The following is a 13,291-nucleotide window of genomic DNA, read 5'->3' as shown; positions in this document are numbered from 1 at the left end:
GTCAATGATGCTCGCCGCGACCGGATTCCTGACGATCGCCGCCTTCCTGGTGGCCGTGCTGTCCCGGCGCGTGTCGGTGTTCATCGCGCTGACCGTGCTGCCGATCCTTGCGGCCGTCGCCGTGGGTGCGGGTGGTCGGATCGGCGAGCTGGTCGTCGACGGCCTCGAGACCGTCGCCCCGGTCGCGATCATGATCACGTTCGCGGTGCTGTACTTCAGTCTCATGGTCGACGCCGGGCTGTTCGACCCGGCGGTGCGCCGCGTGGTCCGCTGGGCGGGCGGCGACCCGCTGAAGATCACTGTCGGCACCGCGGTCCTCACCCTGCTCGTCGCGCTCGACGGCGACGGGGCGTCGACGTTCCTGATCATGGTGTCCGCGATGCTGCCGATCTACCGCCGGCTGGGGATGCGCCCGCTGGTGCTCACCGCGGTGATCTGCCTCGGCGCCGGCGTGATGAACATGGTGCCGTGGGGCGGACCGACCGCGCGGGCGATGGCCGCACTCGGGCTCGACAGCAGCGAGCTCTTCCTCCCGGTGCTGCCGGCCATGGGTGCAGGCGTCGTCTGGGTGCTCGTCGCGGCCTTCCTGATCGGGCGCAAGGAGCGCGCCCGGGTGGGGAGCGTGTCCCTCCCGGCCGACGACCCGGCGCCGGACGACGCCGCGACCGGCGCCCGGCCGGCGGACGCCCCGGGCGCCGCGCGCGCGGACGTCACACCGCCGCGGACCCGCGTCGAGCGGGTCCGCTTCTGGCTCAACGTGGTGCTCACGCTCGCGCTGGTGGCGGTGCTGCTGGCCCAGCTCGCCGAGCTGCCGGTCGTCTTCGTGCTGGCGTTCGTGCTCGCGCTGCTGGTCAACCGGCCGGGCTGGGCGGCGCAGAAGGACCTGTTCGACCGGCACGGGCACAACGTCGTGCTGGTCACGACCATGATCTTCGCCGCGGGCGTGTTCACCGGCGTGCTCGGCGGCACCGGGATGATCGAGGCGATGGCGCGGGCGCTCGTGGGCATGGTGCCCGGCGGCGCCGGCGGCGTGCTGCCGCTGCTCGTCGCCGTCACGAGCATGCCGCTGAGCCTGGTGTTCACCCCCGACGCCTACTACTTCGGCGTCCTGCCGGTGCTCGCCGAGACCACAGCGGCGTTGGGCGGCGATCCGGCCGAGGTGGCGCGTGCGGCGATCCTCGGGCAGATGACGACCGGGTTCCCGCTCAGCCCGCTCACCGCGTCGACGTTCATCCTGGTCGGCATGGCCGGCGTGGATCTGGGCGCGCACCAGCGCAAGGTATTCGGGTGGGCCTTCGGCACCACGCTGGTGATGACGGTGGTGGCGCTGGCCACCGGCGCCATCTCGCTCTCGGGAGGGGCATGAGGAGCGTGCGGATCGGCAGTGGCGCGGGCTTCGCGGGGGACCGCCTCGAGCCCGCCGTGGAGCTGGCCGAGCGGGCGGGGCTCGACGACATCGTCCTGGAGTGCCTGGCCGAGCGCACGATCGCGCTCGGCCAGCAGCGCAGGCTGCGCGACCCGGAGGCGGGCCACGACCCCCGGCTGCGCGCCCGGTTCGAGCGGCTGCTGCCGGTGGCGGTGGCGAACGACGTCCGGGTGATCACCAACATGGGCGCGGCGAACCCCCAGGCCGCCGGGCGGATCACCCGCGACCTGCTCGCCGGGCTCGGTGCGCGGGCCCGGGTCGCCGTCGTGACCGGTGACGACGTCCTGGCCCGGCTCGACCTGGACGCCCCCGCGCTCGAGGACGGCCGTCCGCTGCGCGCGCACGGCGAGGTGGTGTCGGCCAACGCCTACCTCGGGGCGGACGCGCTGGTGCCCGCGCTCGGCTCCGGGGCGCTGGTCGTGGTCACCGGGCGCGTGGCCGACCCGTCGCTGTTCCTGGCCCCGCTCGCACACCGCCTCGGGGGCGACCTCACCGACCCCGCCTTCGCCGCCGCGGGCACGCTGGTCGGGCACCTGCTCGAGTGCGCGGGCCAGCTCACCGGGGGCTACTTCGCCGACCCGGGGGTGAAGGACGTGCCGGGGCTGGCGAGCCTGGGCTTCCCCTACGCCGACGTCCGCGCCGACGGCAGCGCCGAGTACCGCAAGCTGCCCGGCACGGGCGGCGTGCTCGACCGCGCCACCGTGTGCGAGCAGCTGCTCTACGAGATCACCGACCCCACCGGCTACCGCACCCCCGACGTCGTGCTGGACCTGCGCGGCGTCCACGTGCACCAGGTCGGGCCGGACCGGGTCCGCGTCGACGGCGCGGTCGGGCGGGCCCGGCCGGACCGGCTCAAGGTCAGCGTCGGGTACCGGGCGGGCCACAAGGTCGAGGCGGAGATCTCCTACTCCGGGCCCCGCGCCGACCGGCGTGCCGCACTCGCCGCCGACGTCCTCGCCGCCCGGCTGGCCGGCGTGGCGGTGCGCCCGCGGATCGACGTGCTCGGCGTGGCGCCTCCCGGGTCCGACGAGCACGCCGAGTGCCGGGTCCGGGTCGCGGCCCTCGCCGACGACGCGGACGTGCTCGACACCATCGGCCACGAGGTGGAGGCGCTCTACACGAACGGCCCGGCCGGTGGCGGCGGCGTGCGCGTGTCCACCGGCGAGGTCATCGGGGTCGTGTCCACACTCGTCCCCCGCGAGACCGTCACACCCGACGTCACGATCCTGGAGGCCGGCGGTGCCCGTCCGGCTGCATGAGCTCGCCCACTGCCGGGCGGGCGACAAGGGCAACGTCGCCACCCTGTCGGTGATCCCGTACCACGACGCGGACTACCCGCTGCTCGTCCGGGAGCTCACCGCCGAGCGCGTGCGCATCCAGCTCGCCCGCTACGTCGACGGCGAGGTGCGCCGGTTCGAGCTGCCGCTGCTGGCGGCCCTGCAGTTCGTGTGCACCGGCATCCGCGACGGCGGCGTCACCACCTCGCTCGCCCTCGACACCCACGGCAAGTCGCTGAGCTCGCGGCTGCTCGCGCTGGAGCTGCCCGGCCCGGACGAAATCCTTCGCAGCCGACCCCCGGCATGAGAAGCTGCGCCGGTTCCACGGCGGCGCAGTGCCGTGGCGGAGCGAGGAGGCTCGATGGACGCGAGCGGGTCTGACGCGGCGGCAACGGCAGCGGGGCCGAGCACCCGGATCAAGCCGGTGGTCTTCTACGGCTCGGCCGCCGTGACCCTCGTCATCGCACTCTGGGCGATCATCGCCCCGACCGCCGCCGCCGACACCATCGGCGCGGTGGTGGGCTGGATCTCGGAGTGGTTCGGCTGGTTCTACATCCTGCTCTCGACCGTGATCCTGGTCTTCGTGATCGTCGTGGGCGCGTCCCGCCTGGGGCGGACCCGGCTCGGGCCGGAGCACTCACGCCCGGAGTTCAGCACGTTCGCCTGGGCGTCGATGCTGTTCGCCGCCGGCATCGGCACCGACCTGATGTTCTTCGCCGTCGCCGAGCCGGTGACGCAGTACCTCACCCCGCCGCGGGGCGAGGGCGCCACCCTGGCGGCGGCCGAGGACGCCGTGGTGTGGACGCTGTTCCACTACGGGATCAGCGGATGGGGCATGTACGCGCTGATGGGCATGGCGCTGGCCTACTTCGCGTACCGGCGGAACCTGCCCCTCGCCATCCGGTCCGCGCTGTACCCGGTGTTCGGCAAGCGGATCCACGGCGGGATCGGCAACGCCGTCGACCTCGCCGCGGTGCTCGGCACCATCTTCGGGGTCGCCGCGTCGCTCGGCATCGGCGTGGTGCTGCTCAATTACGGGCTCTTCTTCCTCTTCGGGATCCCCGAGGGGACGGCGGCGCAGGTCGGCCTGGTGGCCGTCGCGGTCGCCATCGCCACCGTCTCGGCGGTCAGCGGCGTCGACCGGGGCATCAAGCTGCTGTCCCAGCTCAACGTGCTGCTCGCGATCGGGCTGGCCCTCTACATCCTCGTCGTGGGCGACACCGTGTTCCTGCTCAACGGGATCGTGCAGAACGTCGGCGACTTCGTCAGCTCCTTCCCCGGCATGACGATGCAGACCTTCGCCTACGACCGGCCGGTCGAGTGGCTCAACGCGTGGACGCTGTTCTTCTGGGCGTGGTGGATCGCGTGGGCGTCCTTCGTGGGGCTGTTCCTGGCCCGGATCTCCCGCGGGCGCACCATCCGCGAGTTCGTGGCCGGCACGCTGGTCATCCCGTTCACCTACATCGTGATGTGGATCTCGATCTTCGGGAACAGCGCGATCGACACCATGCGCGACGGCAACACCGCGTTCGGGGAGAACACGGTGGCCAACAACGCGCAGGGCTTCTACGAGCTCCTCGCCCAGTACCCGGGGGTCACGGTCATCGCCGCGGTGGCCACCTTCGTCGGGCTGCTCTTCTACGTGACCTCGGCCGACTCGGCCGCGCTGGTGATGAGCAACCTGACCTCGCACCTGGAGACCGTGCGCTCCGACGGGGCGCCGTGGGTGCGCATCTTCTGGGCGGTGGCCACGGGCCTGCTCACCATCGGCATGCTCGTCGTCGGCGGTGTGCCCGCGCTGCAGAACGCCACCATCATCATGGGGTTGCCGTTCGCGTTCGTGCTCGTGCTCGTGATGTACGGCCTGTACAAGGCGCTGCGGCTGGAGGCCCTGCACGCGGAGAGCCAGCAGCAGAGCCTGCGCTCGTCGCTGTCCGGGCGCAGCACGCCCGACGGCCACCGGCACGGCGATCCGGGCTGGCGGCAGCGGCTCGACCGGGCGATGTCGTTCCCCGGGACCGAGCGCGCCGAGGAGTTCCTGACCGAGGTGGCGCTGCCCGCCGTGGAGGAGGTGGCCACCCACCTGCAGGAGCGTGGGGTGCAGGCACGGGCCCAGCAGGATCACGCCGAGGACGGCACGCGCTTCGTCGAGCTGGCCGCCGACCTCGGCGAGGAGAATCCGTTCCGGTACCAGGTGCGGCCGCGCGAAGCACCCGTGCCCGTCTACGGGCCCGCGTTCCCGAAGGGCACCGACACCTACTGCCGCCTCGAGGTGCACCTGCGGGAAGGCGGCCAGGGCTACGACGTCATGGGCTACACCTACGGGCAGCTGATCGACGACATCCTCGACCAGTACGAACGCCACCTCGAGTTCGTCCGGGTCCAGCAGGTCGGCAGCTGACCCTAGGGCGGCACCGACGAGGCCACGGCTGCCCGGCGGCTGGTCTCCGTCGAGGCGGGCGCCCTGACCACGTAGATCGATCCGAGATCGCGGTCTTCGCCCCGGAGAGGGCGCTCAGCTCGATCTCGGAAAGATCTTGGGTACTTGATCGCGGCGAGATCGAGCTTTCCGCCCTTGCGAGGGCGTTGAGCTGGATCTCGCACCGATCGTGTGGGCGGCGGGGGACGGCTCGAGCCGTCAGGGGGCGGGGTTACCGTTGCCGGGTGGGTTACCGCGAGGTCCTGCCGCCGGTCGCGCTGCGGGGCGAGGTGGAGTGCGCCTGGCTGGTGCGGGTCGGTGCCGACGCGCCGGCCGGCGTCCAGCAGGTGCTGCCCGACGGCTGCATGGACCTCGTCTGGACGGGTCGCGAGCTGCTCGTCGCCGGACCCGACACCGGCCCGCACCCGGCGCAGCGCGAGCCCGGCGACGTCGGGGCGGGCCTGCGCTTCGCACCCGGCCGGCTACCGGCACTGCTCGGGGTGCCGGCCATCGAGGTACGCGATCAGCGGGTGCCGCTGGAGGCGGTGCGTCCGGAGCTCGCGCGGCGGGCGCGCGCCCGTCTGGAGCAGGGGCACTCCCCCGTCCCGGTGCTCCTCGCGTTGACGGCGGCGCTGCCCGGCTCGCCCGCCGAGGCCGCCCTGCGGGTGGTCACCACCCACCTCGACGCCGGCGCCTCCGCCCGCGCCACCGCCGACCGCCTGGGCTGGACCGAGCGCTCACTGCACCGCCGCTGCCTCGCGGCGTTCGGTTACGGCCCGGCCGTCCTGCGCCGCGTCCTGCGCTTCCGGCGGGCCGCCGCGCTGCTCTACGACGGCGTGCCGATCGCGCAGGCCGCCGCCGTGGCCGGCTACGCGGACCAGCCGCACCTGTCGCGGGAGGTCCGGGCACTGGCCGGGGTGGCGCCGAGTCAGCTGCCCAGAGGCGCGTAGAGGTCCACGCCGTTGCCGTCCGGATCCTGCACGCAGGCGTAGCGCTGCCCCCACGGGGCGTCGAACGGCGCCAGCTCGCCGTGGTGGCCTGCCGCGGTGAGCTCCGCGTACCCGGCGTCCACCGCGGCGGCGTCGGCCACGGCCAGGGCGATCCGTCCGGCGCCCACGACCGGCTTCCAGTCAGGGTGGAACGAGCGGACCGTGTCCTCGGTGTCGAACATCAGCCGCATGCCGCCGCCGAGCAGCACCTCCACGTGCGGCTGGTTCTCGGCACCGTCGGGCACGGCCAGCCCGAGAGCCCGGTAGAACGCCAGCGTCTTCGCCATGTCGGCGACCACCACGCCGACCGCGTCCAGCTTTGCCTCCATCGTCATGGCCGCGACGGTAGGCGGGGTGGTGCCCCGCCGTCATGAACGGATCGGACACGGCTCGTGTGCGCGCCCGGGGTGTGGCCGTAGGTGCGGCGGAACACGTCGATGAACGCGCTCGTGGACGCCCAGCCGCAGCGGTGGGCCACCGTCGTCACCGCCGCGCCGTCGGCCAGCATCCGCAGCGCGTGGTAGAGACGCAGCTGGGTGCGCCACTGCGGGAAGCTCATGCCGAACTCGGTGCGGAAGAGGCGCGACAGGGTGCGCTCGCCCGCGCCGGCCTCCGCGCCGAGCGCGGCCAGCGTCCGCCTGTCGGCGGGATCGTGGCGCAGGACATCGCACACGGCGGCCAGGCGGGGGTCGGTGGGCTCGGGCAGGTGCACCGGGCGCTGCGGGGAGGCACGCAGTTCGTCGAGCAGGACCGCGCGCAGCCGGCCGCGCGCGGGCCCGTCGTCGTGCGGGGCGCGCGTGTAGGCGCGGATCAGCTCGCGCAGTAGCGGCCCCACCTCCAGCACGGTGGGCGCGGCCAGGCCGAGCGGGTTCTCGTCCGCCGGCAGCCCCAGCATGTGCAGGTCCAGGTGGCCGTGGGCGCGATGGGCGTGGACGGTGCCCGCCGGAACCCAGATCGCACGCGTGCCCGGCGCGAACCAGGTGCCGGCACCGGTGGTGATCGCCAGCACGCCGGAGCCCGCGTAGAGGATCTGGTGGTCGTCGTGGCGGTGGGCGTCGATGCTCGTACCGGCGGCCAGGGACTGGACCCGGGTCGGGGCCTCCGGCTGGTGGCGGGCTTCCGGCATGACTTGGCACTTTATCGGAAGTGCGACACGCGGGTCGCCGTGATGATCGGTGCGTGCCCCCGCTCCGATCCGCCACCCGCACCCGACCGATCGCCCTGCTGTCCTCGGGACACGCGTGCGTGGACGTCTACCAGGGCGCAGTGGCCGCCCTGGTGCCCTACTTCGTGTCCGAACGCGCCTACACCTACGCCGCGGCGGCCGGTCTCGTCCTCGCCGCGTCCCTGCTGTCGTCGGTGGTGCAGCCGCTGTTCGGTGCGCTGACCGATCGGTGGCCGCTGCCCTGGCTGCTGCCGGTGAGCACGCTGGTGGCCGGCCTCGGCGTGGCGTTCGCCGGCGTCGGCCACTCCTACCCGCTGACCCTGGCGCTGATCGCGGTGTCCGGGATCGGGGTCGCGGCCTACCACCCGGAAGCGGCGCGCGTGGCGCGGGCCGCGAGCGGCGGGAGCCACACGGCGATGAGCTGGTTCTCCCTCGGCGGCAACATCGGATTCGCCGCCGCGCCGCTGCTCGTGGCCGCGGTGGTCGCCGTCGGTGGCCTCGGCGCGTCCCCGCTGCTGATCGTGCCCGCGCTCCTGGGCGCCCTCGCGTGCGTTGCCGGGGTGCGGGCCGCCGCCCGGTCCACCGGCGCCCGGGTCGCGGGCCGGGCCGCGGGCACCGACGACTGGGCCTCGTTCGGCAGGCTCTCGGGCGCCGTCGTCTGCCGCTCGGTCGTCTTCGTCGGGCTGAGCGCGTTCCTGTCGCTCTACGCCCAGCAGCGCACCGGCGGTGGTGCGCTCGCCGGCACCGCTGCGCTGTTCGTGCTGTACCTCGGCGGAGCCGTGGGAACCGTGCTCGGGGGCAGGCTCGCCACCCGCTGGGGCCGCGTGGCGGTGGTGCGCTGGTCCTACGCGCTTGCCGGCCCCGCGGTCGCGGGCGTGGTGTTCGTCCCCGGCCCGCTCCTGTTCGCCTGCGTGGCGCTGACCTCTGCCTGCCTCTACGTGCCCTTCTCCCTGCACATCACGCTGGGCCAGGACTTCCTGCCCCGGCGCGTCGGCACGGCGAGCGGTGTGACCCTGGGCCTGACCGTCAGCATCGGCGGCATCGCCAGCCCGCTCATCGGTGCCGTGGCCGACCAGAGCTCCCTCCAGGTGGCGCTCGCCCCGCTGATCGTGCTGCCGGCACTGGGGTGGCTGCTCCTGCGCACGCTGCGAGAGCCCGGCCAGCACCTGACGCCGCTCGCTACGTGACGACCCGGAACCGGAGCGAGGTGAACCCCCCGACCTCCTGCACGCCGACCTTCTCGAGCGCGACCCCCTCCAGATCCGGGTCGTCGAAGAGCCGCAGCCCCTCGCCCAGCAACACCGGTGCCACGTCGACGTGCAGCTCGTCGGCGAGCCCGGCGCGCAGGACCTGCTGGACCACGCTGGCGCCGAGCGCCTGGACCACACGGTCCCCGGCGGCCGCCTTCGCCTGGGCGATCGCCGAGGCGATCCCGTCGGTCACGAACGTGAAGGTCAACCGCCCGTCCTGGGCGGGCATGACCGGCGGCGGCGTGTGGGTGAGCACGAAGATCGGGACCTGGAACTCGTAGTTGCCGACGAACCAGTCCGGATCCTCGGCCATCGCGAAGGTCCGCCTGCCCATGACGACCGCGCCGGTGGCTCGGATCAGCGCGTCCATGTACTCACTGCCGCCGGCAGCGGCAGGGTCGGACAATCGCGCCGTGCCACCCCTGCGGTCGGCGACGAAGCCGTCCAACGACATGGTCATGCCTGTGTGCACCAGTGCCACGAGCTGCCCCCCTAGGAGGTGGTCGTTCGTTGGGCCACGAGCCGGTCCAGGGCGGCCGGGCAGGCATCGAGGACGGAGACGTGCCCGTCGTCGGGCCGCAGCCACAGCTGCGAGCGGGCGAGCCCGCGGGCGAGCAGATCGGCGTGGGCGGGTGGCACCACGCGATCCTGCCCGCCCTGCACCAGCAGGACCGGCGCGGTGATCGCCGCCAGGTCGACTCCCCACGGCGCGACGAACGCGAGATCGTCGTCGATCAGGCCCTCGGGGCCGGCAGCCCCGGCGCGCTGGGCGTCCTCCCCCAACGACGCCCAGGTGCCCTCGAGCGCGGCCCGGTCGGCGGCCGTGAAGCTCGCCGGATCGAACTCCTCGCGCTCGGCGTAGCGGGCCCGGGCCGCGCGGCCCGCCGTCGCCGCGCGCAGGCCACCGTCGGACGCCATGCCCGCGAACCAGGCCTCCTCCCCGGTGAACGGCGCGATCCCGGCCAGGCAGACGACGCCGGTGACCCGCTGCGGGGCCACGGCGGCGCAGGCCAGCGCGTGCGGGCCACCGCCGGACGCCCCCATCACCGCGAACCGGTCGACGCCGAGGGCATCGGCCAGCTGTGCCACGTCGTGGCCCGCCGACGCGACGTCCCGGCCCGGCAACGGGCTCGATCCGCCGTACGCGGGCCTGCCGTAGGACACCAGCCGGACGTCGCGCTCAGCAGCCATCTCCACGAGCGGCGGGAGCAGCGCCCCGGTCTGGGGCGAGCCGTGGTGCCAGACCACCGTCAGCACGCCGTCCCCGCCGGTGTCGTGGACCCGCAGCGTGCGCCCGTCGCGCAGGCGCACCTCCCGCTCGCTCGTCATGGCGGCGACGGTAGCGCCACACGCCGACGGCCCGGCCCCGCCGGAGCGGGAACCGGGCCGTCGGACACCGGAGCTACAGGTACTGGCCGGTGTTGGATGCGGTGTCGATCGCGCGGCCGGTCTCGGCGTTCTTCCCCGTGACGAGGGTGCGGATGTAGACGATCCGCTCCCCCTTCTTGCCGGAGATGCGCGCCCAGTCGTCCGGGTTGGTGGTGTTGGGCAGGTCCTCGTTCTCCGCGAACTCGTCGACGATCGCGTCCAGCAGGTGCTGCACGCGCAGCCCCGGCTGGCCGGTCTCGAGCACCGACTTGATCGCCGACTTCTTCGACCGGTCCACGATGTTCTGGATCATCGCGCCGGAGTTGAAGTCCTTGAAGTACAGGGTCTCCTTGTCGCCGTTGGCGTAGGTGACCTCGAGGAACCGGTTCTCCTCCGTCTCGTCGTACATCCGCTCGACGATCCGCTGGATCATCGCGTCGATGCAGGCCTTGCGGTTGCCGCCGAACTCGGCGATGTCGTCGGCGTGGATCGGCAGCGTCTCGGTGATGTACTTCGAGAAGATGTCCTGCGCCGCCTCGGCGTCCGGCCGCTCGATCTTGATCTTCACGTCCAGGCGGCCCGGCCGCAGGATCGCGGGGTCGATCATGTCCTCGCGGTTGGAGGCGCCGATGACGATGACGTTCTCCAAGCCCTCGACACCGTCGATCTCCGCCAGGAGCTGCGGCACGATCGTGGTCTCGACGTCGGAGGACACGCCCGAGCCGCGGGTGCGGAAGATCGAATCCATCTCGTCGAAGAACACGATCACCGGGGTGCCGGCCGAGGCCTTCTCCCGGGCCCGCTGGAAGATCAGCCGGATGTGCCGCTCGGTCTCGCCCACGAACTTGTTGAGCAGCTCGGGGCCCTTGATGTTGAGGAAGAACGCACGACCGTCCTCGGGGTTGTCCCCCCGAACGGCGGCTACCTTCTTGGCCAGTGAGTTGGCCACCGCCTTGGCGATCAACGTCTTGCCGCAGCCGGGAGGCCCGTAGAGCAGCACACCCTTGGGTGGGCGCAGCTCGTACTCGGTGAACAGCTCGGCGTGCAGGAACGGCAGCTCCACGGCGTCGCGGATCTGCTCGATCTGGCGGAACAGGCCACCGATGTCGGAGTAGTCGACGTCGGGGACCTCCTCGAGGACCAGATCCTCGACCTCGGCCTTGGGCACCCGCTCGTAGGCGTAACCGGCCTTCGTGTCCACCAGCAGCGAGTCGCCGGGCTTGAGCGCCACCACGTCGGGGTTGTCCGGGCCGGCGAACAGCGGAGCGGCCAGCCACACCACCCGCTCCTCGTCGGCGTGCCCGACCACCAGCGCACGGCCCGCGACCCCGTCCTCGGTGGGTTCGGAGAGCACCTCGCGCAGACCGCACACCTCGCCGATGCGGTCGTACTCGCCCGCCTCGACCACGGTGAGTGCCTCGTTGAGCCGCACCGTCTGGCCGCTGCTCAGCTCGGCCGTCTCGACGGCGGGCGACACCGCGACGCGCATCCGGCGGCCCGACGTGAACACGTCGACGGTCTCGTCGGGGTAGCGGGTGAGGAAGACCCCGTAGCCGCTGGGCGGCTGGGCCAACCGGTCGACCTCCTCGCGGAGGGCCACGAGCTGGCCGCGCGCCTCCTTGAGGGTCTCGGTGAGCTTCTCGTTGCGCGCGGAGAGCTGCGCGAGCCGGCTGGCCGACTCTGCGAGACGCTGCTCGAGGACGCGCGCATGCCGCGGGGACTCGGTGAGCTTGCGGCGGAGCAAGGCCACTTCCTCCTCGAGGAAGCGGATCTGTGCGGCGGCCTCGGCGGGACTGAGCTCGCCGCGATCACCTGGTTCACGCCTGCCGGGACCGTCGTAGGGGTTCACGGCAACCTCCCTCCGTGTTCCGTTTCCATACGGTACCTGCCAACAGGGGCCAGGACCCGTGCGACGAACCGGTGATCCACCACTCAGCCGGACGCACCTTGACGCCAGGCTCTCGTGTTGATCCGGTCACCGCCAGGAGGCGCGCCGTTCAGCCAGTCGGCCTCATCGACTCGTCGGACGGCGCTGCGGCCGCGGCGGGACGACACCCTCGGCGAGACGGCGTGCCGTCACGAGGAACGCCGTGTGCCCCTGCATCCGGTGGTCCGGGCGCACCGCGAGGCCGACCACGTGCCACGGGCGCACGAGGCACTCCCACGCCTGCGGCTCGGTCCAGCACTGCTGGCTGCGCAGATCCTCCACGAGGCGCGACAGCTGCGTGGTCGTGGCGACGTAGCCCACCAGCACGCCCCCGGGGATGAGCGCGCGCGACACCGTCTCCAGGTGCTCCCACGGGGCGAGCATGTCCAGGACCACGCGGTCGAACCGCTCGTCGGGCGCGTCGTGCGCGGCGAGGTCGGTCACCCGCAGCGTCCAGTTCTCGGGGTGGCGGCCGAAGAACTTGCCGACGTTGCGTTCCGCGTGCTCGGCGTGGTCGTCGCGGACCTCGTAGGACACCACGGCGCCGTCGGGCCCGACGGCCTGCAGGAGCGAGCAGGTCAGCGCGCCCGATCCGGCGCCGGCCTCCAGCACCCGGGCCCCGGGGAACACGTCGCCCCACATCAGGATCTGGGCGGCGTCCTTCGGGTAGATCACCTGCGCCCCACGCGGCATGGACAGCACGTAGTCGGCCAGGCGCGGGCGCAGCGCGAGGTAGGGCGTGCCGACCGGCGAGGCGACGACGCTGCCCTCCGGCTTGCCGATCAGGTCGTCGTGGGCCAGCCCGCCGCGGTGCGTGTGGTACTGCCCGCCCGCCTCGAGGGTGAGCGAGTAGTGACGTCCCTTCGGGTCGGTGAGCTGCACCCGGTCCCCTGCGCGGAACGGGCCGCCGCGGGCGGGCAGCGCGTCGGCCGGGCCGGGGTCGACCGGGTCGACGCCGGGGTCGACGCTCGGGTCGGCGCCCGGGTCGGCGCTGTCGGCGGTGGCGGTGGCTCGGGGTTCGGACACGAGGCGCAACGCTAACGCCCCCGCCGTCACGACCCGCGGGGCGGCCGGGCCCTCCGGCGCCGAGGGCCGGCCCGCGACAGCCCTCGAGGATCACGCGAACCGGTCCGGTGGCGCGCTGGCCGACCCGACCCGCCCGCCATGATCGCCGCGAGAAGCACACCACTGCAGCCCAACCACGCTCCTGCGCGACTCACGACGATCAGAGGCGACCGGCCGGCGCGGCGAGAGCACGGAGGTGCCGTTCGGAAGGATCAGCAGGGGTGACCGCGGCGAGCCGTACACGACGGTCGCAGCGACAGCCCTCAGGTACGACTCGAACCGATCAGCACGCGATGATTGTCAAGGGCCAGTAGGAACTGCCCAGCGGCGGCCGTGAGACCTGCCCGGTGACGGTCACGAGATCTGCCCGATGATGGCCATGGGATCTGCCTGGTGCTGGCCATC

The 13,291-nt window shown here is 73.1% G+C and carries 12 protein-coding genes; 6 read left to right on the top strand and 6 right to left on the bottom strand.

Going from position 1 to position 13,291, the window contains the following annotated elements; genetic code table 11:
- Window positions 1–7 precede the first annotated feature (7 nt).
- The 5 genes from CFP66_RS29730 to CFP66_RS29710 all read left to right on the top strand — a co-directional run bounded on the left by CFP66_RS29730 (window position 8) and on the right by CFP66_RS29710 (window position 6,072).
- Window positions 8–1,366 (top strand): CitMHS family transporter, encoded by a 1,359-nt coding sequence (locus CFP66_RS29730; protein ID WP_094928652.1) that lies wholly within the window; start codon window positions 8–10, stop codon window positions 1,364–1,366.
- Entirely contained in the window at window positions 1,363–2,685 is a 1,323-nt protein-coding gene (locus tag CFP66_RS29725; protein WP_094928533.1) for an acyclic terpene utilization AtuA family protein, read from the top strand. The genes CFP66_RS29730 and CFP66_RS29725 overlap by 4 nt, the downstream gene beginning before the upstream one ends.
- Entirely contained in the window at window positions 2,666–3,010 is a 345-nt protein-coding gene (locus CFP66_RS29720; RefSeq protein WP_094928532.1) for a hypothetical protein, read from the top strand. The genes CFP66_RS29725 and CFP66_RS29720 overlap by 20 nt, the downstream gene beginning before the upstream one ends.
- A gap of 54 nt (window positions 3,011–3,064) precedes the next feature.
- Window positions 3,065–5,104 carry a choline BCCT transporter BetT gene (gene betT / locus CFP66_RS29715; RefSeq protein ID WP_094928531.1) on the top strand — a complete coding sequence of 680 codons (2,040 nt, stop codon included), beginning with the start codon at window positions 3,065–3,067 and terminating at the stop codon, window positions 5,102–5,104.
- A 263-nt stretch (window positions 5,105–5,367) separates the two neighbouring features.
- Window positions 5,368–6,072 carry a helix-turn-helix domain-containing protein gene (locus CFP66_RS29710; protein ID WP_094928530.1) on the top strand — a complete coding sequence of 235 codons (705 nt, stop codon included), beginning with the start codon at window positions 5,368–5,370 and terminating at the stop codon, window positions 6,070–6,072.
- Here the strand turns inward: CFP66_RS29710 and CFP66_RS29705 are convergent.
- Both CFP66_RS29705 and CFP66_RS29700 read right to left on the bottom strand, forming a co-directional pair.
- Window positions 6,051–6,446, bottom strand: coding sequence for a VOC family protein (locus tag CFP66_RS29705; protein WP_233159812.1), 396 nt, complete (start codon window positions 6,444–6,446; stop codon window positions 6,051–6,053). The genes CFP66_RS29710 and CFP66_RS29705 overlap by 22 nt on opposite strands.
- The gene (locus CFP66_RS29700; protein ID WP_094928528.1) at window positions 6,443–7,237 is read right to left on the bottom strand and encodes a helix-turn-helix transcriptional regulator; all 795 of its coding nucleotides are present in this window, start codon (window positions 7,235–7,237) and stop codon (window positions 6,443–6,445) included. Before CFP66_RS29700 ends, CFP66_RS29705 begins: the two co-directional genes overlap by 4 nt.
- 53 nt (window positions 7,238–7,290) lie before the next feature.
- Here CFP66_RS29700 and CFP66_RS29695 point away from each other — a divergent pair, with 53 nt between their 5' ends.
- Complete coding sequence (locus CFP66_RS29695; protein WP_233159811.1) at window positions 7,291–8,463, top strand: MFS transporter; 1,173 nt, start codon at window positions 7,291–7,293, stop codon at window positions 8,461–8,463.
- On the opposite strand, the gene CFP66_RS29690 is transcribed toward CFP66_RS29695, so the two are convergent.
- The 4 genes from CFP66_RS29690 to CFP66_RS29675 all read right to left on the bottom strand — a co-directional run bounded on the left by CFP66_RS29690 (window position 8,456) and on the right by CFP66_RS29675 (window position 12,742).
- Window positions 8,456–8,986, bottom strand: coding sequence for a dihydrofolate reductase family protein (locus CFP66_RS29690; protein WP_233159810.1), 531 nt, complete (start codon window positions 8,984–8,986; stop codon window positions 8,456–8,458). The two genes, CFP66_RS29695 and CFP66_RS29690, sit on opposite strands and share 8 nt — an antisense overlap.
- Before the next feature lie 32 nt (window positions 8,987–9,018).
- Window positions 9,019–9,855, bottom strand: coding sequence for an alpha/beta fold hydrolase (locus tag CFP66_RS29685; protein WP_094928526.1), 837 nt, complete (start codon window positions 9,853–9,855; stop codon window positions 9,019–9,021).
- 73 nt (window positions 9,856–9,928) lie between these two features.
- Window positions 9,929–11,743 carry a proteasome ATPase gene (arc, locus tag CFP66_RS29680; RefSeq protein WP_094928525.1) on the bottom strand — a complete coding sequence of 605 codons (1,815 nt, stop codon included), beginning with the start codon at window positions 11,741–11,743 and terminating at the stop codon, window positions 9,929–9,931.
- Window positions 11,744–11,905: 162 nt separating this feature from the next.
- On the bottom strand, window positions 11,906–12,742 hold the full coding sequence (locus CFP66_RS29675; RefSeq protein WP_094928650.1) for a tRNA (adenine-N1)-methyltransferase: 837 nt from the start codon (window positions 12,740–12,742) through the stop codon (window positions 11,906–11,908).
- Window positions 12,743–13,291 lie beyond the last annotated feature (549 nt).

It is taken from the genome of Pseudonocardia sp. MH-G8 (assembly GCF_002262885.1).
In the GTDB taxonomy this organism is placed as follows: domain Bacteria; phylum Actinomycetota; class Actinomycetes; order Mycobacteriales; family Pseudonocardiaceae; genus Pseudonocardia.
Note: the sequence above shows the minus strand (reverse complement) of the source record. Positions and strands in the feature narration are given on the sequence as shown.

Bases quoted from the DNA above. Each gene is read 5' to 3' on its own strand.
- CFP66_RS29730 (WP_094928652.1), top strand. From the start codon at position 8: ATGCTCGCCGCGACCGGATTCCTGACGATCGCCGCCTTCCTGGTGGCC.
- CFP66_RS29725 (WP_094928533.1), top strand. From the start codon at position 1,363: ATGAGGAGCGTGCGGATCGGCAGTGGCGCGGGCTTCGCGGGGGACCGC.
- betT (WP_094928531.1), top strand. From the start codon at position 3,065: ATGGACGCGAGCGGGTCTGACGCGGCGGCAACGGCAGCGGGGCCGAGC.
- CFP66_RS29705 (WP_233159812.1), bottom strand. From the start codon at position 6,446: ATGACGATGGAGGCAAAGCTGGACGCGGTCGGCGTGGTGGTCGCCGAC.
- CFP66_RS29700 (WP_094928528.1), bottom strand. From the start codon at position 7,237: ATGCCGGAAGCCCGCCACCAGCCGGAGGCCCCGACCCGGGTCCAGTCC.
- CFP66_RS29690 (WP_233159810.1), bottom strand. From the start codon at position 8,986: ATGACCATGTCGTTGGACGGCTTCGTCGCCGACCGCAGGGGTGGCACG.
- CFP66_RS29685 (WP_094928526.1), bottom strand. From the start codon at position 9,855: ATGACGAGCGAGCGGGAGGTGCGCCTGCGCGACGGGCGCACGCTGCGG.